We start from the raw sequence: 22,257 nt of genomic DNA, 5'->3' as shown, positions 1-22,257 counted from the left end.
GGTGGATCCGGATTGTCAGGACATGAAGAGCGGCATCGATTGTCGCTCATGGCGTTCGGCGAAGATGTCGAGGACCGGGTCGGACAGGTCCGCAAGCCCCACGGCGGCCTCGGCCGCGACTCGTTCGCATTCGGCGCCGAGGTCGGCGATCATGATCGAGACATCCGCCGGATCGAGGGCGAGCAGGCGCTGGCCGGCGGTCGCCGAGCCGCTCATCGTCGTGTAGACGAGGATCAGTGCGGTGTGGAATCCGGACAGGGACGACGCGGCGCCGATCGATCCGCTGATGACCGGCAGATGTGTGGCCGGCCGGTGCACCGTCCAGTCGTGGTCGGGAAACATGCGGCGCGCAAGCCGGACCATTCCCCGGCCCTGCGCGAGCGAGGCCTTGCGGGCTGCGGCCGACGGGGTGCGTGCATTCACCTCGCGTTGCGCCGCACCGACTTCCAGTGCCCCATCGGCGACGGCAGCGGCGGCCGACGCCGCCACGAGACCGCTCGTGGTGACCCTGCGATACAGGAAGTCCGCCAAATCCGTTGCCGTGCGGATGAATCCGTCGGCGATCGCCTGTTCGACGCCGCCGGAGTGCACGTGCCCGCCGACGGGAAGCCGGGAGTCGGCAAGCGACAGCATCATCGCCAGCGGCGCGTGTGCGGGCGAGGACGGGGACGATTCCGGACGGTCGGACATCAGAACAGGAAGTACCGCTGCGCCATCGGCAGTTCGGACACCGGCTCGGCATCCCACACCTCGCCGTCGACCTTCACCGTGAACGTGTCGGGATCGACCTCGATGGTCGGGCACGCGTCGTTGTTGACCATGTCGGCCTTGCCGACCCCGCGGGTGTTCTTGACCGGGACCAGTTGGCTTTCGACACCGATCCGCTCGGCCAAGTCGGGGTCCGCGCCGGGGGCGACGAAACTCACCGACGTGGCGGCCGCCAATTTCGGTGCGGCACCGAACATCGGGCGCGGCAGGACCGGTTGCGGCGTGGGAATCGACGCGTTCGCGTCACCCATCGCCGCCCACGCGATCGCACCACCCTTGATCACCAGATCGGGCCGGACGCCGAAGAACGCGGGGTCCCAGAGCACGAGGTCGGCGAGCTTGCCGACCTCCACCGACCCGATCTCGTCGTCGAAGCCGTGCGCGACGGCCGGGCAGATCGTGTACTTGGCGATGTACCGCCGGGCCCGGTTGTTGTCGGCGCGACCGTCTCCGGGCAGCGCACCGCGCTTGCGTTTCATGACGTGGGCGGTCTGCCAGGTGCGCAAGACCACCTCGCCGACACGGCCCATCGCCTGCGAGTCCGAACCGATCATCGAGATCGCGCCCAGGTCGTGCAGCAGATCCTCGGCGGCGATGGTGGACGGCCGGATCCGGCTCTCCGCGAACGCCAGATCCTCCGGCACCGTGGGGTTGAGGTGATGACACACCATCAGCATGTCGAGGTGCTCGTCGAGGGTGTTCACGGTGTGCGGCCGCGTCGGATTGGTCGACGACGGAAGCACATTCGCATATGCCGCGACCGTGATGATGTCCGGCGCGTGACCACCGCCGGCGCCCTCGGTGTGATACGCGTGGATGCTGCGACCGGCGATCGCGCCGAGCGTGCTCTCCACGAAGCCCGCTTCGTTGAGCGTGTCGGAGTGCAGGGCGACCTGCACCCCGGTCTCCTCGGCCACCCGCAGACACGCGTCGATCGCGGCCGGTGTGCTCCCCCAGTCCTCATGCAGTTTGAAACCCGAAGCGCCCGCCCGGATCTGCTCGTGCATCGCGGCCGTACTGACCGTGTTGCCCTTGCCGAGCAGCGCGATGTTCATCGGCCAGTGGTCCGTCGCGGCGAGGATCGACGCGAGATGCCAGGCACCCGGGGTGACGGTGGTGGCCTTGCTCCCCTCGGCCGGGCCCGTACCCCCGCCGATCAGCGTCGTGATGCCGTTGCCGAGTGCTTCGTCCATGATCTGCGGGCAGATGAAGTGCACGTGACAGTCGATGGCACCCGCGGTGACGATCTTGCCGTTGCCGGCGATGATCTCCGTCGATGGTCCGATGACGAGGTCGGGGTGGACGCCGTCCATCGTGTCGGGGTTTCCCGCCTTACCCAGCGCGACGATGCGTCCGTCGCGGATTCCCAGGTCCGCCTTGATGATTCCCCAGTGGTCGAGGACCACGACACCGGTGATGACCGTGTCGGGTGAACCGTCGGCGCGGGTCGCACGGCTCTGACCCATCGATTCGCGGATCACCTTGCCGCCGCCGAAGACCGCTTCCTCACCGGCACGCCCGGGGCCGCCCGAGAGGTCATCGGTGACCTCGATGAGCAGATCGGTGTCGGCGAGGCGGATCAGGTCGCCGGTCGTCGGACCGAAGAGCTGCGCGTAGCGATCGCGGCCGAGTGTCGCCATGTCACTTGCTCCCGTCGGCGCGATCCGTCATGGGAACACCCACCGGTCCGCATTCGCCCGGCGGATCCAGCGAGATCCCGTACACCTCACGGGTTCCCCCGAGCGGGACGAGGCCGACGGTCATCTCGATACCCGGTTCGAACCGCACCGCGGTTCCGGCCGGGATGTCGAGGCGTCGTCCGTGCGCGAGCGCACGGTCGAAGTCCAGCGCGGGATTGGACTGCGGGAAGTGCACATGGCTCCCGACCTGGACCGGGCGGTCGCCGGTGTTGACCACAGCCAACTCGACGGTGTCGGCACCGGCGTTCAGCTCGATCGTGCCCTCGGCGGGGATCACCTCACCCGGGACGAGTGAGGAGCGTGTGGCGGTGGGTGGCGTACCCGACATCTCGGTCTCTCTTCAGCAGCTCGGATCGGTTGGCGGAGCAGCGCTCAGACGATCGGGTCGTGGACGGTCACCAGCTTGGTGCCGTCTGGGAACGTCGCCTCGACCTGGACGTCGTGCAGCATCTCGGGCACGCCGTCCATCACGTCGTCGCGGCCGAGCACCTCACGACCGGAGGTCATGAGCTCGGCCACCGATCGACCGTCGCGGGCACCCTCGAGGACGTGGTCGGTGATGAGCGCAACCGCTTCGGGATGGTTGAGCCTGAGCCCACGGGCCTGCCGCCGTCGCGCGAGTTCGGCCGCATACGAGATCAACAGCCGTTCTTGTTCATGCGGCGACAGTCGCACCGAGATCGCTCCTCGCAGATGGCCGACCCGGGAGGTCGTGGTCGATGGCAGTGGAGACATCCTGCCACGCCGGCGCGGCCACGGCTCGCCGACGCCGATCCGCCGCCCGGAACGTCGCGGGTCAGTCCTCAGGAGGGGAGACCGGCGTCACCGGAACGTATTCAGCGAGCCGGTCAGCGTGCCTCGATGTTCTGGAGTCGAACCTGCGTCCTGGCGAGCAACGTGCCGTCCTGGTCGACCATGTCGACGGCCCACAGCTGCTGGCGCCGGCCGCGGTGGATCGGCGTCGAGGTCGCGGTGACCGTTCCCGAGCTCACCGACCGCAGGAAGTCGGTGTTGTTGTTGACCCCGACCGCCGTGCCCCCGATACCCGTCTCCTGGAGCCAGAAGAACCCGCTCATGCTCGCGACGCTCTCGCCGATCGCGCAGTAGACGCCGCCGTGGACGATCCCGAACGGCTGATGGTGGCTCTCGGTGATCTCCATCGTCGCGACGATCCGGTCCGGTCCGGCCTCGACGACCTCGAGTCCGAGCACGCCGTCGAGTCCCTTGCCGAAGGAGCTCTGGAGGATCTCGTCCGCACTGTTCGCAGTCATGGCGTCAACACTGACACGGCTCCGTGCCGTTAGCGATACCGCCCCGGGAACACGAATGCCGGGACCGGCGTTGTCTCCTCGGAGAAACCGGAAGGCCCCGCACCTCGTCGAGATGCGGGACCTTCGTGGCGTGGACCGGGGGTCTCTGCAGCCCTCAGGACTCTCGCGCGGTCCAACGTGACTTAATGTAGGCTAGCCTTACCAACGTGTCAAGGGCTGTGGTGAAAGCCACGTGAGAGGCGCGATCGCGGGCGCGGACGCGTCGATCGGGTGAAGACGCGAGCCGAGAGACACACAACGGGAGGCACAGCAGTAAAATGCGAAAGATGAATGGGCTAGGCGACCTCGAGCGCGCGGTGATGGACACGTTGTGGGCCGGATCCGAACCGAAGACCGTGCGGCAGGTACATGCCGAACTGTCGCGGGATCGGTCACTCGCCTACACGACGGTGATGACCGTGCTGCAGCGGCTGGCGAAGAAGAATCTCGTGACCCAGATCCGCGACGACCGGGCGCACAAGTACGTTCCGACGCACCCCCGTGAGGACCTGGTCGCGAGCCTGATGGTCGACGCGCTGAGCGAGGCCGACGCACCGGGATCACGGCACGCCGCGCTCGTGTCCTTCGTCGGCCGGGTCGGCGCAGATGAGGCCGCCGCCCTCCGCGAGGCCCTCGATGAACTCGAAGCCGCACGAGGAACCGGCGAGACCGGTTAGATTCGCGGCACACCCCCAACAGCCCACCCTTTGAGGAAGCCCACCGGATGACCGCCCTGCTCTTCGGCATCGTCAGCTTGGTGCTCGCCGGCCCTGTGCCCGAGGCACTGTCCCGGGCACGATGGCCGATCAGAGCCCCACGTGCGGCGATGACGCTGTGGCAGGCCATCGCTCTCGCCGCCGTGTTGTCGGCGTTCAGCTGTGGCCTGGCGATCGCGGCCAACCTCCTGGTGATCGGCGCCGACGGCACACCGACGGCACATCCGCTGCACGAGATCGAACGCCTCGGCTTGCCCCTGTGGGTGACCTGCGTAGGGGTCTTCGTCCTCACCCTGCTGGTCGGCGCCCGCCTCTTCTACACGACCATCCGCGTCGGACTGCGCACCCGCGCCCGCCGCAAAGCCCACCGCCAGCTGATCGACATCCTCGATCGCTGCGACCGGACCGACGCCGATGATCCGCTCTACGCCCGCGACGTCCGGATGATCGACGTCGAGCAGCCACTCGCCTACTGCCTCCCCGGCCTGCGGCAACGCGTCGTCGTCAGCGAAGGCGTCGTCCATCGCCTGACCCGCGACGAGCTCATCGCCGTCATCGCCCACGAACGAGCTCATCTGCGCGCACGCCACGACCTCGTCCTCGAGGCGTTCATCGCCCTGCACGAGGCCTTCCCGCGGTTCGTCCGCTCCAGTTCCGCCCTCGGCGCCGCCGAACTGCTCGTCGAAGCGCTCGCCGACGATCAAGCCGTCCGCGCCACCGCGCCGACGACCCTCGGACGCGCACTCGTCGCCTGCGCCGACGCGGTCGCTCCTCGCGGTGCGATGGCCGTCGGCGGACCCACCACCCTCACCCGTGTCCACCGTCTGCGCGACGACCGCCCCGCCCACTGGATCGCGGTCGGCGCCTACGTCACCGCTGCCGGCATCCTGGTCCTGCCGACGCTCGCGGTCGCGATCCCGTGGCTCACCGAGCTCAATCGCCTGATGTCGGCGTTGTGAGAGCGGTCCGATCTCCGCGCTCTTAACGACTGCTGTGAACATCGTCCGGGCGTACACCAAAGGTGAGGCAGATCGCCGGATCGGATCGTGAGGCAATAGGCTGTCGGGCATGAACAACGTCGAGGGATCGTCACCGTCCGGGAAAGCTCAGATCGGCGTCACCGGTCTGGCCGTCATGGGTTCGAACATCGCGCGTAACTTCGCCCGTCACGGGTACACGGTCGCGCTGCACAACCGCAGCGTCGCCAAGACCGATGCACTGCTCGAGAACCACGGCAGCGACGGCGAATTCATCCGCACCGAGACGGTCGCCGAATTCGTCGCCGCACTCGAGCGTCCGCGCCGCGTCCTGATCATGGTCAAGGCGGGCGACGCCACCGACGCGGTCATCAACGAGCTCGCCGATGCGATGGAGCCGGGCGACATCATCATCGACGGCGGTAACGCGCTCTACACCGACACCATCCGCCGCGAGGCCGCGATGTCGGCCCGTGGACTGAACTTCGTCGGCGCCGGCATCTCCGGCGGCGAGGAGGGCGCGCTCAACGGCCCGTCGATCATGCCCGGCGGTCCCGCCGAGTCCTACGAATCGCTCGGCCCGTTGCTCGAGTCGATCGCCGCCCAGGTCGACGGCGAACCGTGCTGCACCCACATCGGCCCCGACGGCAGCGGCCACTTCGTCAAGATGGTCCACAACGGCATCGAGTACGCCGACATGCAGCTCATCGGTGAGGCCTACGACCTGATGCGCAAAGCCCTCGACATGCCCGTCTCCGAGATCGCCGACGTCTTCCGCGAGTGGAACGGCACCGAACTCGAGAGCTACCTGATCGAGATCACCGCCGAGGTGCTCAGCCAGGTCGACGCCGAGACCGGCAAGCCCCTCGTCGACGTGATCGTCGACGCCGCCGGCCAGAAGGGCACCGGCCGCTGGACCGTGAAGTCCGCACTGGACCTGGGGATCCCGACCACCGGCATCGCCGAGGCCGTGTTCGCCCGCGCACTGTCGAGCGCCACCGATCAGCGTGTCGCGGCCCGCGGCCTGTCGTCGGGCAACCTCGGTGCCTCGCCCACCGACAAGGCGCAGTTCATCAACGACATCAAGACCGCCCTCTACGCCTCGAAGGTCGTCGCCTACGCACAGGGCTTCGATCAGATCGCCGCGGGCAGCGCCGAACACGGCTGGAACGTCGACCGCGGTTCGCTGGCGACCATCTGGCGCGGCGGCTGCATCATCCGGGCGCAGTTCCTCAACCGCATCCGCGAGGCCTACCACGAGGATCCGGATCTGCCCAGCCTGCTGCTGGCCCCCTACTTCCGCGAGGCGGTCGAGGTGGGCATCGACAGCTGGCGACGCGTCGTCTCGACCGCGACGCTGCTCGGCATCCCGGTGCCGGCCTTCGCGTCGTCACTGTCCTACTACGACGGCCTGCGCGCCGAGCGCCTGCCGGCCGCTCTCACCCAGGGTCTGCGCGACTTCTTCGGCGCGCACACCTACCAGCGCGTGGACAAGGAAGGCACCTTCCACACGCTGTGGAGCGGCGACCGCTCGGAAGTGACCGAATAGGAGCCTGCGAGAACCGGTGCGATTCATCGAAGGCCATCGACCGACCCACGACCTGACCTACGACGATGTCTTCATCGTCCCCAGCAGGTCGGAGGTCAGTTCGCGATTCGATGTCGATCTGTCGACCTCGGACGGGAGTGGGACCACCATCCCAGTCGTCGTGGCGAACATGACCGCGGTCGCGGGCAAGCGCATGGCCGAGACGGTCGCGCGCCGCGGCGGACTCGTGGTCCTCCCGCAGGACCTCCCCATCGAGGCCGCCGCGGCTTCGATCGCCTTCGTGAAATCACGCCACCTCGTGGCCGACACCCCGGTCACGCTCACCCGGTCGGACTCGGTGACCGATGCGATCGCGTTGATCCCGAAGCGATCCCACGGGGTGGCGGTCGTGGTCGACGACGGACATCCGGTCGGTGTCGTGACCGAGAAGCGGTGCCGCGACGTCGACCGTTTCACCCGGATACGCGACGTACTCGACCCCGACATCGTCACCCTGCCCGTCGACACCCCGCCCCGCGAGGTGTTCGACGCGCTCGGCGACCTCCACCTCGGCGTGGCAGTGCTCGTGGATGCCGACGGCAGACTGGCCGGGGTCCTGAACCGCGTGGGCGCCCTGCGCCACGCGATCTACGAGCCGAACGTCGACGACACCGGCGCGCTGCGGATCGCCGCCGCCGTCGGGATCAACGGCGACGTGGCCGGCAAGGCCCGCGCTCTCGCCGCCGCCGGCGCCGACCTCCTGGTCATCGACACCGCTCACGGCCATCAGGAGAAGATGCTCAGCGCACTGAAGTCGGTCGCCGACGCGGGACTCGGGGTCCCGATCGCAGCGGGCAACGTGGTCTCGGCGGAGGGCACCCTCGACCTCCTCGCCGCGGGCGCGTCGATCGTCAAGGTCGGTGTCGGGCCCGGCGCGATGTGCACCACCCGGATGATGACCGGAGTGGGCCGTCCGCAGTTCTCCGCCGTCGCCGAATGCGCCGGTGTCGCAGCGAGTCACGGAGCGTCGGTGTGGGCCGACGGCGGCGTCCGTCATCCGCGGGACGTCGCCCTCGCACTGGCGGCCGGTGCATCGAACGTGATGGTCGGCTCGTGGTTCGCGGGCACGCACGAATCGCCCGGAGACCTCCACGAGGACGAACTCGGTCCGTACAAGGTGAGTTTCGGCATGGCGTCGAAACGCGCCGTGGCCGCGCGGGCCTCCGGCGACAGCCCGTACGACCGCGCCCGCAGGAGTCTCTTCGAGGAGGGCATCTCGACATCGCGTATTCGACTCGATCCCGATCGCCCGGGCGTCGAGGACCTCATCGACCACATCTGTTCCGGGATCCGCAGCACCGCCACGTACACCGGGGCCCGAAACCTGCGGGAGCTGCACGACAAGGTCGTCCTCGGAATCCAGTCGCCCGCCGGCTTCGCCGAAGGGCGTCCCCTGCCGGGCGGGTGGTGACGTGGAGGTCCTCCTGCTCGTCGCGAGCCTGGTCGGGTTCATCGCCCTGACGCTGGGCACCGCGCTGTTCGTCGCGGCCGAGTTCTCCCTGACCGCCCTCGAACGCTCCACCATCTCCGCAGATGTCGCCAAACGCGGAGACCGTCGCTCACGCCTCGTGCAGCGCGCGCATTCGACTCTGTCGTTTCAGTTGTCGGGCGCCCAGCTCGGCATCACGATCACCACGCTGATCACCGGCTACATCGCCGAACCCGTCCTCGCCCGCATCTTCAAGCCACCGCTGGCCGCGGCCGGGGTGAGCGAGTCGGTCGCCTCGGCGACCTCGCTCATCCTCGCGCTCGTCATCGCCACGTCGTTGTCGATGGTCCTGGGCGAGCTGATCCCGAAGAACCTCGCGATCGCGAAGTCGCTGGCCGTCGCCCGCGCCACGTCCGGTCCGATGACCGCCTTCTCCGCTGTCTTCCGCTGGGCGATCAACGGACTCAACGGCACCGCCAACTGGGTCGTCCGCCGACTCGGCGTCGAACCCACCGACGAACTCGCCTCGGCCCGCTCACCGCAGGAACTGGTGTCCCTGGTCCGCAACTCGGCCCGGCGCGGCGCGCTCGACGAGCAGACCGCGACGCTCGTGGACCGTTCTCTGCGTTTCGGCGAGCTCACCGCCGAAGACCTGATGACCCCCCGCGTCACCATCGACACCCTCGACCGCGACGACACCGTGCGCGACCTCGTGATGGCCTCGTCGCGCACCGGTCACTCGCGCTTCCCGGTCGTCGTCGACGGAGACCTCGACGACCTCGTCGGCGTGGTTCACATCAAGCAGGCTTTCACCGTCCCGCCCGAACGCCAGGCCACGACCCGGGTCACGTCGATCGCGCGCACCGTCCCGCGGGTACCCGCCAGCCTCGACGGGGACGCCCTGATGGAACGCATCCGTGCCGACGGTATGGAGCTGTGCGTCGTCATCGACGAATACGGCGGTACCGCCGGAATCGTCACCACCGAGGACCTCATCGAAGAGATCCTCGGCGACGTCACCGACGAGCACGACTACGAACGCGCGGATGTCGTCCCGATCGACGGCAACGGCTACCTGTGTGCCGGGCTGCTGCGGATCGACGAACTCTACGACGCGACCGGCTACCACGCTCCCGACGGACCCTACGACACTCTCGGCGGCCTGATCATGTACTGCCTCGGACGCATTCCCACTGTCGACGACGTCGTCGACCTGCCGCGCCGCTCCCCCGTCGGCGACGGCGACGGCTCACCCGAGATGCCCGAGGCCCGCGACGACGTCACCTGGCGGGCCACCGTCGCCCAGATGGACGGCCGTCGAATCGACGTCGTCGCACTGCGTCCGGCCCCACCCGCCGAACGCATCGGAGACGAGCCACGACATCCGGAGGAAGCAGATGGGTGACCTCTGGGCGGTCGTGCTGGCCTTCGCGCTGCTGGTGGGCAACGCCTTCTTCGTCGGTGCCGAGTTCTCGCTGATCTCGGCGCGCCGCGACCGTCTCGAGGCGTTGGCCGAGAGCGGAAAGAGTCGTGCACGGACCGTCATCCGAGCCGGTGAGAACCTGTCGTTGATGCTGGCCGGCGCCCAGTTGGGCATCACGATCTGCTCGATCCTGCTCGGCCGCGTCGGCGAACCGGCGGTCGCCCACCTCATCGAGAAGCCACTGGAACTCGCCCACGTGCCGCACGCCCTGCTGCACCCGATCTCATTCGCCATCGCCCTGTCCCTGGTGGTCGTGCTCCACATCCTGCTCGGCGAGATGGTGCCGAAGAACATCGCACTCGCCGGACCCGAATCGGCGGCCATGCTGCTGGTCCCGGCGCATCTGATGTTCATCCGTCTGGTGCGTCCGTTGATCTCCTTCTACAACTGGACCGCCAACATCTCGCTGCGGCTGATGCGCGTCGAGCCCAAGGACGAACTCGAGTCCACGGTCTCGTTGGGTGAGCTGGCGCAGATGCTCGGCGAGTCCAAGCAGGAGGGACTCATCGACGCCGAGGAACACGAGCGCCTGACCCGGGCCCTGCAGTCCATCGGCCGTACCGTCACCGAGGTGATGATCCCCCTCGACAAGATGCGCAGCGTCAAGGTTCAGGTGTCGGCGACCGGCGGCATCGGGCCCACGCTCGGCGCCGTGGAGAAGGCCGTCACCGAGACCGGCTTCTCCCGCTTCCCGGTCCGCGGACCGGACGGCACGTTCACCGGCTATCTGCACCTGAAGGACGTCCTCGACGAGATTCTCGACGAGCACATCGGCCCGGACACCATCATCGGTGTCGACAAGATCCGGCCGCTACCGGTCATCGCCTCGACCACGCCCCTCGACGAGGCGACGAGCGTGCTGCGCCGCACGAGTTCGCATCTGGGCGCCGTCGTGGACGACAACGGCCGGACCATCGGCATCGTCCCGCTCGCCGACCTCGTCGAGGAGTTCGTCGGCAACGTCCGGGACGAGACCCACCGCGTATGACCGCCATGACCGTGCACCCTGACCAGCAGGAAGGGTCGAACGAGAAGGAGCGACTGACCGGGCAGGAATGGCGCGCGCGACGCGACGACCACCGGCGCCGTGTCGACGCGCTCATCGGTCCGTATCTGGACGCTCGTCGCAAAGGCGTCAAACACCCGGTCATCGACTTCCTGTTCACGTACTACTCGTCGCGACCGTCGCATGTGCTGCGCTGGCATCCGGGGTTCGGCGTGGTCCTCGAGGACGCCGACGAGTTCCTGCCGCTGCGCGGCTACGAACGCACCGAGTCCGGCGTGCACGTGGGTCTCGACTTTGTCCGGCGCCGTCGAGACGCCCTACGGGCCACCGTGGACCTCCTCGGCGCCACTGCCGCGCGCCCGGCTCGGCTCGGATGCTTCGGCCTCCACGAGTGGGCGATGGTCTATCGCACCGACGAGACCCGGCATGACGTCCCGCTACGGCTGGGCCGCGCGGGGACCGACCGCGTCGTCGAGCAGATGCCGTTGCGTTGCACCCATTTCGACGCGTTCCGCTTCTTCACCGGGCCGGCCCGGCCGCGCAACGAGAACCAGCTGAGCCGCGCGTCGCAGATCGACCACGAACAGCCGGGCTGCCTGCACGCGACGATGGATCTCTACCGCCACTGCTTCACCCTGGCGCCACTGCTGCCCGCAGGTCTGACGGTCGACTGCTTCGAGTTGGCCCTACGCGCCCGGGACCTCGACATGCGGGCCAGTCCCTACGATCTGCGTGACCTCGGCTACGAGCCGATCCCGATCGAGACACCGGCCGGACGAGCAGAGTACGTCCGCGAACAATCGGCCATCGCCGATGCCGGAACACAACTCCGCGCGGAGGTGTTACGACGCTGTACGCACCTGGCCGAGACAGCGCGCCACGCCTAAACAGGACGCCTGTACGGTTCGGCGTTACCGGCTAGTAGCATAGGTGTGTCTTCATTGGCTCGAGAAAGGCAATCATGTCGGATCGGATCACCGTCAACGGGTTGCAGGTCGCTTCCGTCCTGTACGACTTCATCAACAACGAGGCGCTGCCCGGCACCGGTGTAGAGGCCGACGCCTTCTGGTCGGGTGCGGCATCGGTGATCGCCGACCTCGCCCCGCGCAACCGCGAGCTGCTCGCCGTCCGCGACGATCTCCAGACCAAGATCGACGGGTGGCACCGTGACCACAAGGACGCGGATCTGAAGCCCGGCACCGCCGACTTCGACGCCTACAAGACGTTCCTCACCGAGATCGGCTATCTCGCCGAGGTGCCCGCGGACTTCCAGATCACGACCGGCAACGTCGACCGCGAGATCGCCGAGACCGCCGGGCCGCAGCTCGTGGTCCCGGTTCTCAACGCCCGCTTCGCGCTCAACGCGTCGAACGCCCGCTGGGGTTCGCTCTACGACGCCCTGTACGGCACCGACGCGATCCCGGAGACGGACGGCGCCGAGAAGGGGTCGTCTTACAACAAGGTCCGTGGTGACAAGGTCATCGCCTACGCGAAGGACTTCCTGGACAAGGCCGTCCCGCTCGAACAGTGCAGTTACACCGACGTGCGATCGTTCGCCGTTCAGGACGGCGCCCTCCAGGTGACCCTCGACGGGGGCGCCACCTCGACGCTGGCCGATCCGGCCGCCTTCGTCGGCTACCGCGGAGACGCCGGTTCGCCGTCCTCGATTCTGCTGCGCAACAACGGCCTTCACCTCGACATCGAGATCGATCCGGCGTCGCCGATCGGTTCCACCGATCCGGCCGGCATCAAGGATGTCGTCGTCGAGTCGGCGATCACCACGATCATGGACTTCGAGGACTCGGTCGCCGCGGTCGACGCCGAGGACAAGGTCACCGGCTACCGGAACTGGCTGGGCCTGAACAAGGGCGATCTCGCCGAAGAGGTCACCAAGGGCGGCAAGACCTTCACCCGCGTGCTCAACGGCAACCGCGAGTACACGGCCCCCGATGGCACCACCTTCGACCTGCACGGCCGCTCGCTGCTGTTCGTCCGCAACGTCGGTCACCTGATGACCAACGACGCGATCCTCGACGCCGAGGGCAACGAGGTCCCCGAGGGCATCCTCGACGGCCTGGTCACCTCGCTGATCGGTATCCACGGCATGAGCAGTGAGGGCCTCCAGAACTCGCGGACCGGCTCGGTCTACATCGTGAAGCCGAAGATGCACGGCCCCGACGAGGTCGCGTTCACCGTCGAGTTGTTCGGCCGCGTGGAGAAGGTCCTCGGCCTGCCCGAGAACACCCTCAAGGTCGGCATCATGGACGAGGAACGCCGCACGACGGTGAACCTGAAGGCGTGTATCAAGTCCGCCGCCGAGCGCGTCGTCTTCATCAACACCGGCTTCCTCGACCGCACCGGCGACGAGATCCACACCTCCATGGAGGCCGGTGCGATGGTCCGCAAGGCCGAGATGAAGCAGCAGAAGTGGATCGCGGCGTATGAGGACTTCAACGTCGACACCGGCTTGCACGCGGGACTCCAGCACAAGGCACAGATCGGTAAGGGCATGTGGGCCATGCCGGACCTGATGGCCGACATGCTCGAGCAGAAGATCGGTCACCCCAAGGCCGGTGCCACCACCGCGTGGGTGCCCTCGCCGACCGCTGCGACCCTGCATGCGCTGCACTACCACCAGGTCGACGTCTTCGAGCGTCAGGACGAGATCGCCAAGCGCGATCCGGCCTCGGTCGACGACATCCTCACGGTGCCGCTGGCGGCGAAGACCGACTGGTCCGACGAGGAGAAGCAGCAGGAGCTCGACAACAACTGCCAGTCGATCCTGGGCTACGTGGTCCGCTGGATCGATGCCGGCGTCGGCTGCTCGAAGGTGCCCGACATCCACGATGTCGCCCTGATGGAGGACCGCGCCACGCTGCGCATCTCCAGCCAGCTGCTGGCCAACTGGCTGCGCCACGGCATCGTCAGCGAGGCCGACATCATCGCCTCGCTCGAGCGGATGGCCCCGGTCGTCGACCGCCAGAACGCCGGCGACAAGGCCTACCGTCCGATGGCCCCCGACTTCGACTCCAACATCGCCTTCCAGGCGGCCAAGGAGCTGATCCTCGAGGGAGCGACGCAGCCCAGCGGCTACACCGAGCCGATCCTGCATCGCCGCCGCCGCGAGTACAAAGCCGCCAACGCGGCCGGCTGACACCGCGGTCACGACGCACTGATACGACCGTGCCGGTCCCCGGTGGACCGGCACGGCGTATCGTCGTACCCTGCGCTGGACATCGACCGGGGAAACCCCGGTCCCGGCGCACACGGCAGGGAGGGCATCGGCGTTGGCACATCATCGGAACCGCGGGGAGAGCATCCGCAACCGTGGCGTCAGCCGAGGTGTCGTCTTCGCACTGCTGTCGATCCTGCTCGTCGCCGCCATCGTGGTGGCCTGGCAGGACCTCGGCGACCGCATCAACCGACAGGCCGACGACGCGGCCGCCCAGTGTGTCGAGGGCGCCGCGTCGGTTCCGATCGTCGCCGATCCCGACATCGCGCCCGGTCTCGCCGCGATCGCGACCGCCTTCGCCGACACCAAGCCCGTGGTCCGCGACCATTGCATCACCGTCGCAGTCCGTCCCGGAGACGCGAAGATCACCCTCGACGGCCTCACCGGTACCTGGGAAGCCGAATCGATGGGCGCGTACCCGGCCGCGTGGGTACCGCAGTCCTCGGTGTGGTCAGCAGACCTGGCCTCGGCCAAACCTGATCTGATCGAGGGCAGCAACCGATCGCTCGTCTCGACCCCGGTGGTCCTCGCGGTCTCGCCGGAATTCGCCCGGGCCGCCGGCGACCAGCTCGACTGGTCCCAGATCCCGACCCTGCAACGACGCGACGCCTCGCTCACCGAGTTCGGCCTGCAGGGCTGGGGGGCGCTGCGCATGGCCATGCCGGTCGGCGCCCAATCCGACGCGAGCGCGCTCGCGGCGCAGGCCGTCGCCACCCGCGTGACGCGCACGACCGGCCCCCTGACCACGGCCGACGCGGAATCACCGCGTGTTACGTCGAGTGTGAAGGCGATGCTCGACGGCGCGCCACTCTCCCCCGACGGCACCCCGCAGGGCGCGGCAACCGCGATCGCCAACGCCGCCGACCCGGCCAAGGGCGAGATCCACGTCGTCCCGATCACCGAACAGCGACTTTTCCAGATGACCAGGTCCGACGAACCGGCACGTCTGGCCGAGGTGATACCGGGCGGACCGACGCCGATCGCGGACTACCCGATCATCCGCCTCTCCGGGCCGGAGGTGAGTGACGTGGCGGCTGATGCGGTGGCGGAGTTCATCACCTACGCGTCGCAGCCCGACCAGTTGAAGCTGCTCACCGAACTCGGATTCCGCGGCGCCGCCCCGATGCCGGCGGCCACCGCGACGGTCACCTTCCCGCGTACCCCTGATCCGATGCCCACACCGGAGAACGGCGCGATCGTCGCGATCAACCGCGTGGTCTACGGACCCACGAGTCTGCCGGCGAGTTCTGCGGTCTCGCCGGCCCCTACGGAAACCGCCGGAGGATAGCACCGACTCGTCGACCGGAGTGATCAGCTGCTGTAGGCCTCGATCGGGGGGCAGCTGCACACCAGGTTGCGATCGCCGTAGACGCCGTCGATACGACGCACCGAGGGCCAGACCTTCGCGCGGGCGCCCGCCGACGGCAGTCCCTGCGGGTAGACCGCGATCTCCCGCGAGTACGGATGGTCCCACTCGCCCACCAGCGCCTCGGCGGTGTGCGGCGCACCGCGCAACGGGTTGTCGTCGACCGGCCACTCGCCGCCGGCCACCCGGTCGATCTCCTCCCGGATGGCGATCATGGCGTCGCAGAAGGCGTCGATCTCGTCGAGGTTCTCGCTTTCGGTGGGCTCGACCATCAGGGTTCCGGCCACCGGGAAGCTCATTGTCGGAGCGTGGAAACCGTAGTCGGCCAAGCGCTTTGCCACATCGTCGACGGTGACGCCGGTCTCCTTGGTGATCGTGCGCAGGTCCAGGATGCACTCGTGGGCGACGAAACCGCCCTCACCGGTGTAAAGCACCGGAAAGTGGTCCCGGAGTCGCTTGGCGACGTAGTTGGCGGCGGTGATGGCCGTCAGTGTCGCCCGGCGCAGACCGGCCGCGCCCATCATGGCGATGTAGGCGTAGGTGATCGGCAGGATCGTCGCCGAACCGTACGGTGCCGCGGCGATGGTCGCCGTGCCCGGAAGTTCGTCGGCGAGCGGGTGTCCGGGCAGGAACGGAGCGAGATGCTCGCGCACCGCCACCGGACCCACGCCCGGTCCGCCGCCACCGTGCGGAATGCAGAAGGTCTTGTGCAGGTTCAGGTGGCTGACGTCGCCGCCGAAGTGACCCGGACGTGCCACACCCACCAGTGCGTTGAGGTTGGCGCCGTCGACGTAGACCTGTCCGCCGGCGTCGTGGACCGCGCCGCAGACCTCGCGGATGTCGTGTTCGAACACGCCGTGCGTGGACGGGTAGGTGATCATGATGGCGGCGATCCGGCCCTCGTTCGCGGCGATCTTGGCGCGCAGATCCTCGAGATCGACGTCGCCGTTCTGCCGGCAGCCGACCACCACGACGCGCATGCCCGCCATGACCGCCGACGCGGCGTTGGTGCCGTGGGCGCTCGACGGGATCAGGCAGACGTCACGGTCGAGATCCCCCCGGCTCCGGTGGTACCCGCGGATCGCGAGCAGTCCGGCGAACTCACCCTGCGAACCCGCATTCGGCTGCAGACTCACCCGGTCGTAGCCGGTGACGGCGACGAGCCAGCCCTCGAGCGTGGAGATCAGCTCGCGGATGCCCACGGTGTCCTCGACCGGCGCGAACGGGTGGAGTCCGGCGAACCCGGGCCACGTGATGGGTTCCATCTCGGTGGTCGCGTTGAGCTTCATCGTGCAGGAACCGAGCGGGATCATGCTGCGGTCGAGCGCGATGTCCTTGTCGGACAGGGCGCGCAGATAGCGCAGCATCGCGGTCTCGGTGCGGTACCGGTTGAATGCGGGATGGGTGAGGTACTCGCTGGTGCGGTTCTCGATCGGCTGCGCGAAATCCAGCGGCTGCACGCGGGCGGCGTCGAAGGCGCGCAACACACCCTCGAGGTCGGCCTCCATGGTGGTCTCGTCGCAGGCGATCGAGACGGTGTCGGCGTCGACGCGGCGCAGGTTGATGCCCTCACGACGAGCCCGGGCGACGATCGCGTCGGCCTGCCCCGTGGCGCGGACCTCGATGGTATCGAAGAATGAGGCGTGCGTGACCGAGAAGCCGCCTGCCGCAAGCGAATTCGCCAGACGAACCGCGGCGTCGTGGGTGCGGCGCGCGATGGCCCGGAGCCCGTCCGGCCCGTGGTACGACGCGTACATGGCCGCCATCACGGCCAGCAGGACCTGCGCGGTGCAGATGTTGCTGGTGGCCTTCTCCCGCCGGATGTGCTGTTCACGGGTCTGCAGTGCGAGGCGATAGGCGAGGTTGCCGTCGGCGTCCTTGGAGATGCCGACCAGACGGCCCGGCAGCTGGCGGGCGTGCTTCGAACCGACCGCCAGGTAACCGGCGTGCGGACCACCGAAGCCCATGGGAACTCCGAAACGCTGGGTGGTGCCGAAGCAGGCGTCGGCTCCCTGGTCCCCCGGCGGCGTGATCAGCGTCAGCGCGAGCAGGTCGCCGCCGACCGCCACGAGTGCACCGCGCTCGTGTGCGGCGGCGATGATCGGCGCGGCGTCGACGATCCGACCCGAAGCACCTGGAACCTGCAGTATCACGCCGAAGAAGTCGCCCTCGGGGAGCCCCTGGTTCGGCAGCTCCGGATGCAGCGATGCCTCGACGACCTCGATGCCGAGCGGCTCCGCGCGGGTCTCGATCACCGCGCGGGTCTGCGGGAAGAGATCGGCGTCGACGACGATGCGCGACGACTTCGACTTGCCGGCGCGGCGCAGCAGTGTCATGGCCTCGGCCGCCGCGGTGGCCTCGTCGAGCATCGACGCGTTCGCCACCTCCATCCCGGTGAGATCGGCGACCATGGTCTGGAAGTTCAGCAGGGCCTCGAGGCGTCCCTGACTGATCTCCGGCTGGTAGGGCGTGTACGCCGTGTACCAGGCCGGGTTCTCCAGGACGTTGCGGAGGATGACGCCGGGCGTGTGGGTGCCGTAGTAGCCGAGACCGATCATCGAACGGGCCACGGTGTTCTGGGCGGCGAGACCGCTGAGCTCGGCCAGGACCTCACTCTCACTCTGTGGGCTGGGTAGAGCCCCCAGCACGTTCGAGTCGAGTTCATCCGCGATGACCGCGGGGATGACGCGATGGGCGAGTTCATCGAGCGACGACACACCGATCACCGAGAGCATGCGCTGCGTCTCGTCGGGGTCGGGACCGACGTGGCGGTCCACGAAGGTGACTGGCGCTGACGACGTGTCGGCTGAGGGCATGGTGAGGGCAACCTCTCGCAGGCGCCGGCTCGGTGCCGGCAGGCTCGCCCTCCCCCTCTGTCATGTCACCGGCCGGGACCGGACGACGCCTGAGAGATTCGGTGTCACGCGGTTGCGTGACGACCTTTCACCGTGGGCGGACGACGAATCGTCACTTTCCAGAGACGCCGTCACCACCACGGTCCGGGTGCCTGAGAGTTTGACGGAGAGGTATTGCTCCTTCGGCGGTCACCTGTGTTCGGTGACGCTCTCCCGTGGCGTAGCGACGCGCGCACCAGTCTACGCAGTTCCACGTCCCGTTGGTCCAGACGACATCGCGAGAGTCGTGAGGATCACGTGGCGGGGTGCGGGCAGAGTGCGGGTGCTAGCCGGTACGGCGGGTGCGATTCTTGCGGCGAGCGGCGAGTTCGTCCTCGGGTGCCGTCTCGCTGATACCTCCGTCGGCCCGCTCACCCGGGAAGTCGGCGATGGTGCCGGTGAGTTCGCGCATGGCGCCGCTGACCGCGATGCCGAAGACGCCCTGTCCACCCTGCAGGAGGTCGACGACCTCTTCGGCCGACGTGCACTCGTAGACGGTGGTGCCGTCGGAGAACAGGGTGATCTTGGCCAGGTCCTCGACCCCGCGCTTCCGGAGGTGGTCGACGGCGACACGGATGTTCTGCAGCGAGATGCCGGTGTCGAGGAGTCGCTTCACGATCTTGAGGACGAGGATGTCCTTGAACGAGTACAGACGCTGGCTACCCGAGCCCGCGGCGCCGCGGATCGACGGGACGACCAGCGAGGTACGAGCCCAGTAGTCGAGCTGGCGGTAGGTGATACCGGCGATCTGGCAGGCACTCGGCACGCGGTAGCCGACCAGCTCGTCGGGAACGGTGTCGTCGGGGAAGAGCCCGGGTGCGATCTCCTCGAGACTGCCCTGGGTGGGACCCGCGGGACGATCGGTCACAGCGTGGTCGGGTGACGGGTCGCTCGACGTCACTTCACTGTCGACCGGACGATCGCCCACTTCTGTCTCCCTCGCAGAGCTCGGACCGGATGCCGCATCACATGCCTGACATCCACGTCTACAGTACGCGGTCCAGGCCCTGCACGGGTCAGCCGATCACATCTTCATCGGCCCCTGAATGGTGCGCGATGTCGGGATTGACGCTATGCCTCGGGAGACACCGGATCAACGCGACGCGCCATGAGGCTCAACCTCAAGTTGAGATTGAGACAAACGGTGACCTACCGGTTGCCGTTCCGTGACCACGGACAGCTCAGGCGCCACTGGCCTTGAAGTCGTCGGGCGAGACGTTGTCGAGGAACTCCTTGAACTTCTCGACCTCGTCCTCTTTGGTCTCGTCGGCCGGCTCGGCGGTGGCGTCCTCGGGTTCTTCCTCCGGGATCAGCAGGCCAGCCTCGGCGAGGACCTCCTCGTCGGCGATGATCGGCACCTCGGCACGCATCGCGACGGCGATGGAATCCGACGGCCGCGCGGACACGCGGAGATCGCCCGAGAAGATCATCTCGGCGTAGAAGGTGCCCTCCTGCATGTCGACGATGCGCACCTCGAGGAGCGTCTGGCCGAACTCCCGGATGAGATTCACGATCAGATCGTGGGTCAGCGGGCGCGGCGGCTCGATTCCCTTCTGACGCAGGGCAATTGACGCAGCCTCGCTCTGTCCGATCCAGATCGGCAGATACCGCTCGCCGTCGACCTCGCGGAGCAGGAGCACGGGCTGACTCTGCGGGGGCTCGACCCTGATGCCCACCACACGCATCTCGCTCATCTCGCACCTCCCAGACGCCTCGTAGGGCGATCGATTGATGACCTCGACGCTACACCGCTCAGGCGACACACGGCGGCCGACTCGCTGCTGGGCGGCACGATCACTTCAGCCCGATGCGGACACCGAGGAGGCCGGAGTGCGCTGGTCGAGAAAGTGTTCAGTCGAGCACGTCGCGGACGGCTGCCTTGACCAACTGCGTGTGCAGGGTCACCGACAGCGCCGCGATCTCGCGAACGAGTTCTTCGGCACGGTCCCGGGCACCGGTCCCCTTGCCCTTGGCGATGGGGTTGGCGATCTGGGCGACCAGGCCGGCTTCCCGGTCCGCGGACACCTTGAAGGCACGCAGATGGCGTGTCTCGAGGCCATAGCTGGCCAGTGCCGCGGCCGCTTCGACGAGGCGTACGGCGTCCTCGTCGAAGAACCCGGCCGGGCCCGGGATCAGCAGCCCGTTTCGCTGCAGTTCGGTCACGAACGCCGAGTCGACGCCGGTCCGTTCGATCAGCGACTCCCGGGACACCCGACCGGCACGCGCACCGAAATCGGTTGCGGGGGCCACGGTGCCGCGAGCCGTGGACAACGCCACGGTCCCGCCGGAACCGAAGCCGCCGTTCCCGTTGTCGATCGCATCGAGTTGTTCCTTGATGACCTTCAGCGGGAGATAACGGTCCCGCTGGGCGGTCAGCACGAAGCGCAACCGTTCACAGTCGGCTTCGCTGAATCGCCGATAGCCGGACGGCGCCCGCTCCGGGGTCACCAGACCCTCCGATTCCAGGAACCGGATCTTGGAAATCGTGATGTCGGGAAAGTCATCACGCAACTGGGCGAGGACCGTGCCTATAGACATCGATCCTTCGCCGCGAGGGGCCGTGGACGCCGTCACGACTTTTAGGCGTCTGCTTCGTCGCGCGGACCGCTCAGGAAGACCAGACGGAATTTACCGATCTGGACTTCGTCGCCGTTGCTCAGCGATGCGGTGTCGACGGGTTCCCGGTTGACGTAGGTGCCGTTGAGGCTGCCCACGTCGACCACCTGAAACTCGTTGTCGCCGAGTCGGAATTCGGCGTGACGACGGCTGACCGTCACATCGTCGAGGAAGATGTCGCTGTCGGGATGCCGACCCGCTGAGGTCGTCGGCTGGTCGAGGAGGAACCGCGATCCCGCGTTGGGCCCCCGCTTCACGACAAGCAGCGCGGTCCCGGGAGCGAGTCGCTCGACTCCCGTCTCGGCCGGCTCACTCGAGGTGCTGGTCCCGGCATCGAGTTCATTGATGAACTCTTCCCGGAACACCGAGGTGGTCTCCACCGGCGCCTCGAAGTCCCTGTCGTTTTCGCTCACCACTTCTCCTTCGTCGTCGTCAGTGCAATCGCACTGTCAGTGCACACCGCACTGTTCGGCCAACCGCACTGTCCGGCCGTCCACGTCTCCGGTCCCGATCGCGGTCTCGCGTCGGTTCGGAGTCGGCTCTCGCCACGATGGCCGGTTGAATCTACATGACGTGTGCGGACGGGTAGATCTCGGTGCATGATCGCGAAGTTCGCTCACGTCACGCCTCATTCCCACTGCCGTAACCGTACCGGTCATGTCGATCGCACCGGCGAGCGAGTCGACTCCGGCACGGTCGATCATATCGTCACCGGGGCGATCAGCCAGGTCGATCAGAGCCACCGGGTGGTATCGGCGGGAAGTCCTACCCTTCGATGACGGCGCGGTAGCCCGCGGCGTCGAGACCATCTCCCAGTTGCTCCTCGAGGGTCGCCTCGTCGGCGGCCTCGATCACCACCAGCCAGCCCTCGCCGTACGGGTCCGAATTGACCAGTTCGGGCGAGGCGTCCAGTGCGTCGTTGACCGCGCTGACGGTACCGGTCAGCGGCCCGAAGATGTCGGAGACACTCTTGGTCGACTCCACCTCGGCGAAGGACTCGCCGACGGTGACCTCCGCCCCGGTGTCGGGCAACTGCACGAACACCACGTCACCGAGCGCATCCTGAGCGAAGTCCGTGATGCCCACGCGCACGGTCGTCGGCCCGATCTTCTCGATCCACTCGTGCTCTGCGGTGTAGCGCAGGTCCTCTGGCACTTTGCTGTCGGTCACAA

At 67.8% G+C, this 22,257-nt stretch carries 20 protein-coding genes and 1 riboswitch; of the genes, 9 read left to right on the top strand and 11 right to left on the bottom strand.

Translation table 11 applies throughout. From position 1 onward, the window contains the following. Positions 1 to 15: 15 nt before the first annotated feature. From GOAMI_RS05965 to GOAMI_RS05945, 5 genes are all read right to left on the bottom strand, one after another. Entirely contained in the window at positions 16 to 690 is a 675-nt protein-coding gene (locus GOAMI_RS05965) for an urease accessory protein UreF (RefSeq protein ID WP_006435512.1), read from the bottom strand. Then, positions 690 to 2,408 carry an urease subunit alpha gene (locus GOAMI_RS05960; RefSeq protein ID WP_006435511.1) on the bottom strand — a complete coding sequence of 573 codons (1,719 nt, stop codon included), beginning with the start codon at positions 2,406 to 2,408 and terminating at the stop codon, positions 690 to 692. The genes GOAMI_RS05965 and GOAMI_RS05960 overlap by 1 nt, the downstream gene beginning before the upstream one ends. A 1-nt stretch (position 2,409) precedes the next feature. Next, positions 2,410 to 2,796, bottom strand: a complete 387-nt coding sequence (locus tag GOAMI_RS05955) for an urease subunit beta (RefSeq protein ID WP_006435510.1) — start codon at positions 2,794 to 2,796, stop codon at positions 2,410 to 2,412. A 44-nt stretch (positions 2,797 to 2,840) separates the two neighbouring features. Further along, entirely contained in the window at positions 2,841 to 3,143 is a 303-nt protein-coding gene (locus GOAMI_RS05950; protein WP_006435509.1) for an urease subunit gamma, read from the bottom strand. Positions 3,144 to 3,316: 173 nt separating this feature from the next. Further along, positions 3,317 to 3,739 (bottom strand): PaaI family thioesterase, encoded by a 423-nt coding sequence (locus tag GOAMI_RS05945; protein ID WP_006435508.1) that lies wholly within the window; start codon positions 3,737 to 3,739, stop codon positions 3,317 to 3,319. Between the two features lie 317 nt (positions 3,740 to 4,056). Between GOAMI_RS05945 and GOAMI_RS05940 the strand changes: the two genes are divergently transcribed. The 9 genes from GOAMI_RS05940 (at position 4,057) to GOAMI_RS05900 (ending at position 15,497) form a co-directional block, all read left to right on the top strand. Next, positions 4,057 to 4,455 carry a BlaI/MecI/CopY family transcriptional regulator gene (locus GOAMI_RS05940; RefSeq protein WP_006435507.1) on the top strand — a complete coding sequence of 133 codons (399 nt, stop codon included), beginning with the start codon at positions 4,057 to 4,059 and terminating at the stop codon, positions 4,453 to 4,455. A 47-nt stretch (positions 4,456 to 4,502) separates the two neighbouring features. Next, positions 4,503 to 5,453: a M56 family metallopeptidase gene (locus GOAMI_RS05935; RefSeq protein WP_006435506.1), complete on the top strand. Its 951-nt coding sequence runs from the start codon at positions 4,503 to 4,505 to the stop codon at positions 5,451 to 5,453. Between the two features lie 109 nt (positions 5,454 to 5,562). Next, positions 5,563 to 7,020: an NADP-dependent phosphogluconate dehydrogenase gene (gene gnd, locus GOAMI_RS05930; protein WP_006435505.1), complete on the top strand. Its 1,458-nt coding sequence runs from the start codon at positions 5,563 to 5,565 to the stop codon at positions 7,018 to 7,020. Positions 7,021 to 7,036: 16 nt separating this feature from the next. Beyond that, positions 7,037 to 8,470: a GMP reductase gene (guaB1, locus tag GOAMI_RS05925; protein WP_006435504.1), complete on the top strand. Its 1,434-nt coding sequence runs from the start codon at positions 7,037 to 7,039 to the stop codon at positions 8,468 to 8,470. A gap of 1 nt (position 8,471) precedes the next feature. After that, on the top strand, positions 8,472 to 9,893 hold the full coding sequence (locus GOAMI_RS05920; protein WP_006435503.1) for a hemolysin family protein: 1,422 nt from the start codon (positions 8,472 to 8,474) through the stop codon (positions 9,891 to 9,893). Next, positions 9,886 to 10,959, top strand: a complete 1,074-nt coding sequence (locus tag GOAMI_RS05915) for a hemolysin family protein (RefSeq protein WP_006435502.1) — start codon at positions 9,886 to 9,888, stop codon at positions 10,957 to 10,959. The genes GOAMI_RS05920 and GOAMI_RS05915 overlap by 8 nt, the downstream gene beginning before the upstream one ends. After that, positions 10,956 to 11,864 (top strand): hypothetical protein, encoded by a 909-nt coding sequence (locus GOAMI_RS05910; protein WP_006435501.1) that lies wholly within the window; start codon positions 10,956 to 10,958, stop codon positions 11,862 to 11,864. Before GOAMI_RS05915 ends, GOAMI_RS05910 begins: the two co-directional genes overlap by 4 nt. Before the next feature lie 74 nt (positions 11,865 to 11,938). Then, positions 11,939 to 14,131, top strand: a complete 2,193-nt coding sequence (locus GOAMI_RS05905) for a malate synthase G (protein ID WP_006435500.1) — start codon at positions 11,939 to 11,941, stop codon at positions 14,129 to 14,131. Between the two features lie 133 nt (positions 14,132 to 14,264). Then, positions 14,265 to 15,497: a hypothetical protein gene (locus GOAMI_RS05900; RefSeq protein WP_006435499.1), complete on the top strand. Its 1,233-nt coding sequence runs from the start codon at positions 14,265 to 14,267 to the stop codon at positions 15,495 to 15,497. 23 nt (positions 15,498 to 15,520) lie between these two features. On the opposite strand, the gene gcvP is transcribed toward GOAMI_RS05900, so the two are convergent. The 6 genes from gcvP to gcvH form a co-directional block, all read right to left on the bottom strand. Beyond that, on the bottom strand, positions 15,521 to 18,391 hold the full coding sequence (gene gcvP / locus GOAMI_RS05895) for an aminomethyl-transferring glycine dehydrogenase (protein ID WP_006435498.1): 2,871 nt from the start codon (positions 18,389 to 18,391) through the stop codon (positions 15,521 to 15,523). 169 nt (positions 18,392 to 18,560) lie between these two features. Next, positions 18,561 to 18,656: riboswitch (glycine riboswitch) on the bottom strand. Between the two features lie 99 nt (positions 18,657 to 18,755). Continuing rightward, a complete protein-coding gene (locus GOAMI_RS05890) occupies positions 18,756 to 19,397 on the bottom strand; it encodes a MerR family transcriptional regulator (RefSeq protein ID WP_006435497.1) in 642 nt (213 codons plus the stop codon). Between the two features lie 253 nt (positions 19,398 to 19,650). Continuing rightward, entirely contained in the window at positions 19,651 to 20,163 is a 513-nt protein-coding gene (locus GOAMI_RS05885) for a bifunctional nuclease family protein (RefSeq protein WP_006435496.1), read from the bottom strand. A gap of 157 nt (positions 20,164 to 20,320) precedes the next feature. Next, positions 20,321 to 21,007 (bottom strand): transcriptional regulator FtsR, encoded by a 687-nt coding sequence (gene ftsR / locus GOAMI_RS05880; RefSeq protein ID WP_024497474.1) that lies wholly within the window; start codon positions 21,005 to 21,007, stop codon positions 20,321 to 20,323. 41 nt (positions 21,008 to 21,048) lie between these two features. Then, a complete protein-coding gene (gene garA, locus GOAMI_RS05875) occupies positions 21,049 to 21,501 on the bottom strand; it encodes a glycogen accumulation regulator GarA (protein WP_005199386.1) in 453 nt (150 codons plus the stop codon). A 349-nt stretch (positions 21,502 to 21,850) separates the two neighbouring features. Next, on the bottom strand, positions 21,851 to 22,255 hold the full coding sequence (gene gcvH, locus GOAMI_RS05870) for a glycine cleavage system protein GcvH (protein ID WP_006435494.1): 405 nt from the start codon (positions 22,253 to 22,255) through the stop codon (positions 21,851 to 21,853). Positions 22,256 to 22,257: the final 2 nt, after the last annotated feature.

This window comes from Gordonia amicalis NBRC 100051 = JCM 11271 (assembly GCF_000332995.1).
Classification (GTDB): domain Bacteria; phylum Actinomycetota; class Actinomycetes; order Mycobacteriales; family Mycobacteriaceae; genus Gordonia; species Gordonia amicalis.
Note: the sequence above shows the minus strand (reverse complement) of the source record. Positions and strands in the feature narration are given on the sequence as shown.

Coding starts and splice junctions, on each gene's coding strand:
- GOAMI_RS05885 (WP_006435496.1), bottom strand. CDS start 20,163: ATGAGCGAGATGCGTGTGGTGGGCATCAGGGTCGAGCCCCCGCAGAGT.
- GOAMI_RS05910 (WP_006435501.1), top strand. CDS start 10,956: ATGACCGCCATGACCGTGCACCCTGACCAGCAGGAAGGGTCGAACGAG.
- gcvP (WP_006435498.1), bottom strand. CDS start 18,391: ATGCCCTCAGCCGACACGTCGTCAGCGCCAGTCACCTTCGTGGACCGC.
- GOAMI_RS05965 (WP_006435512.1), bottom strand. CDS start 690: ATGTCCGACCGTCCGGAATCGTCCCCGTCCTCGCCCGCACACGCGCCG.
- ftsR (WP_024497474.1), bottom strand. CDS start 21,007: ATGTCTATAGGCACGGTCCTCGCCCAGTTGCGTGATGACTTTCCCGAC.
- GOAMI_RS05935 (WP_006435506.1), top strand. CDS start 4,503: ATGACCGCCCTGCTCTTCGGCATCGTCAGCTTGGTGCTCGCCGGCCCT.
- GOAMI_RS05915 (WP_006435502.1), top strand. CDS start 9,886: ATGGGTGACCTCTGGGCGGTCGTGCTGGCCTTCGCGCTGCTGGTGGGC.
- GOAMI_RS05955 (WP_006435510.1), bottom strand. CDS start 2,796: ATGTCGGGTACGCCACCCACCGCCACACGCTCCTCACTCGTCCCGGGT.
- GOAMI_RS05940 (WP_006435507.1), top strand. CDS start 4,057: ATGCGAAAGATGAATGGGCTAGGCGACCTCGAGCGCGCGGTGATGGAC.
- GOAMI_RS05905 (WP_006435500.1), top strand. CDS start 11,939: ATGTCGGATCGGATCACCGTCAACGGGTTGCAGGTCGCTTCCGTCCTG.
- GOAMI_RS05945 (WP_006435508.1), bottom strand. CDS start 3,739: ATGACTGCGAACAGTGCGGACGAGATCCTCCAGAGCTCCTTCGGCAAG.
- GOAMI_RS05960 (WP_006435511.1), bottom strand. CDS start 2,408: ATGGCGACACTCGGCCGCGATCGCTACGCGCAGCTCTTCGGTCCGACG.
- gnd (WP_006435505.1), top strand. CDS start 5,563: ATGAACAACGTCGAGGGATCGTCACCGTCCGGGAAAGCTCAGATCGGC.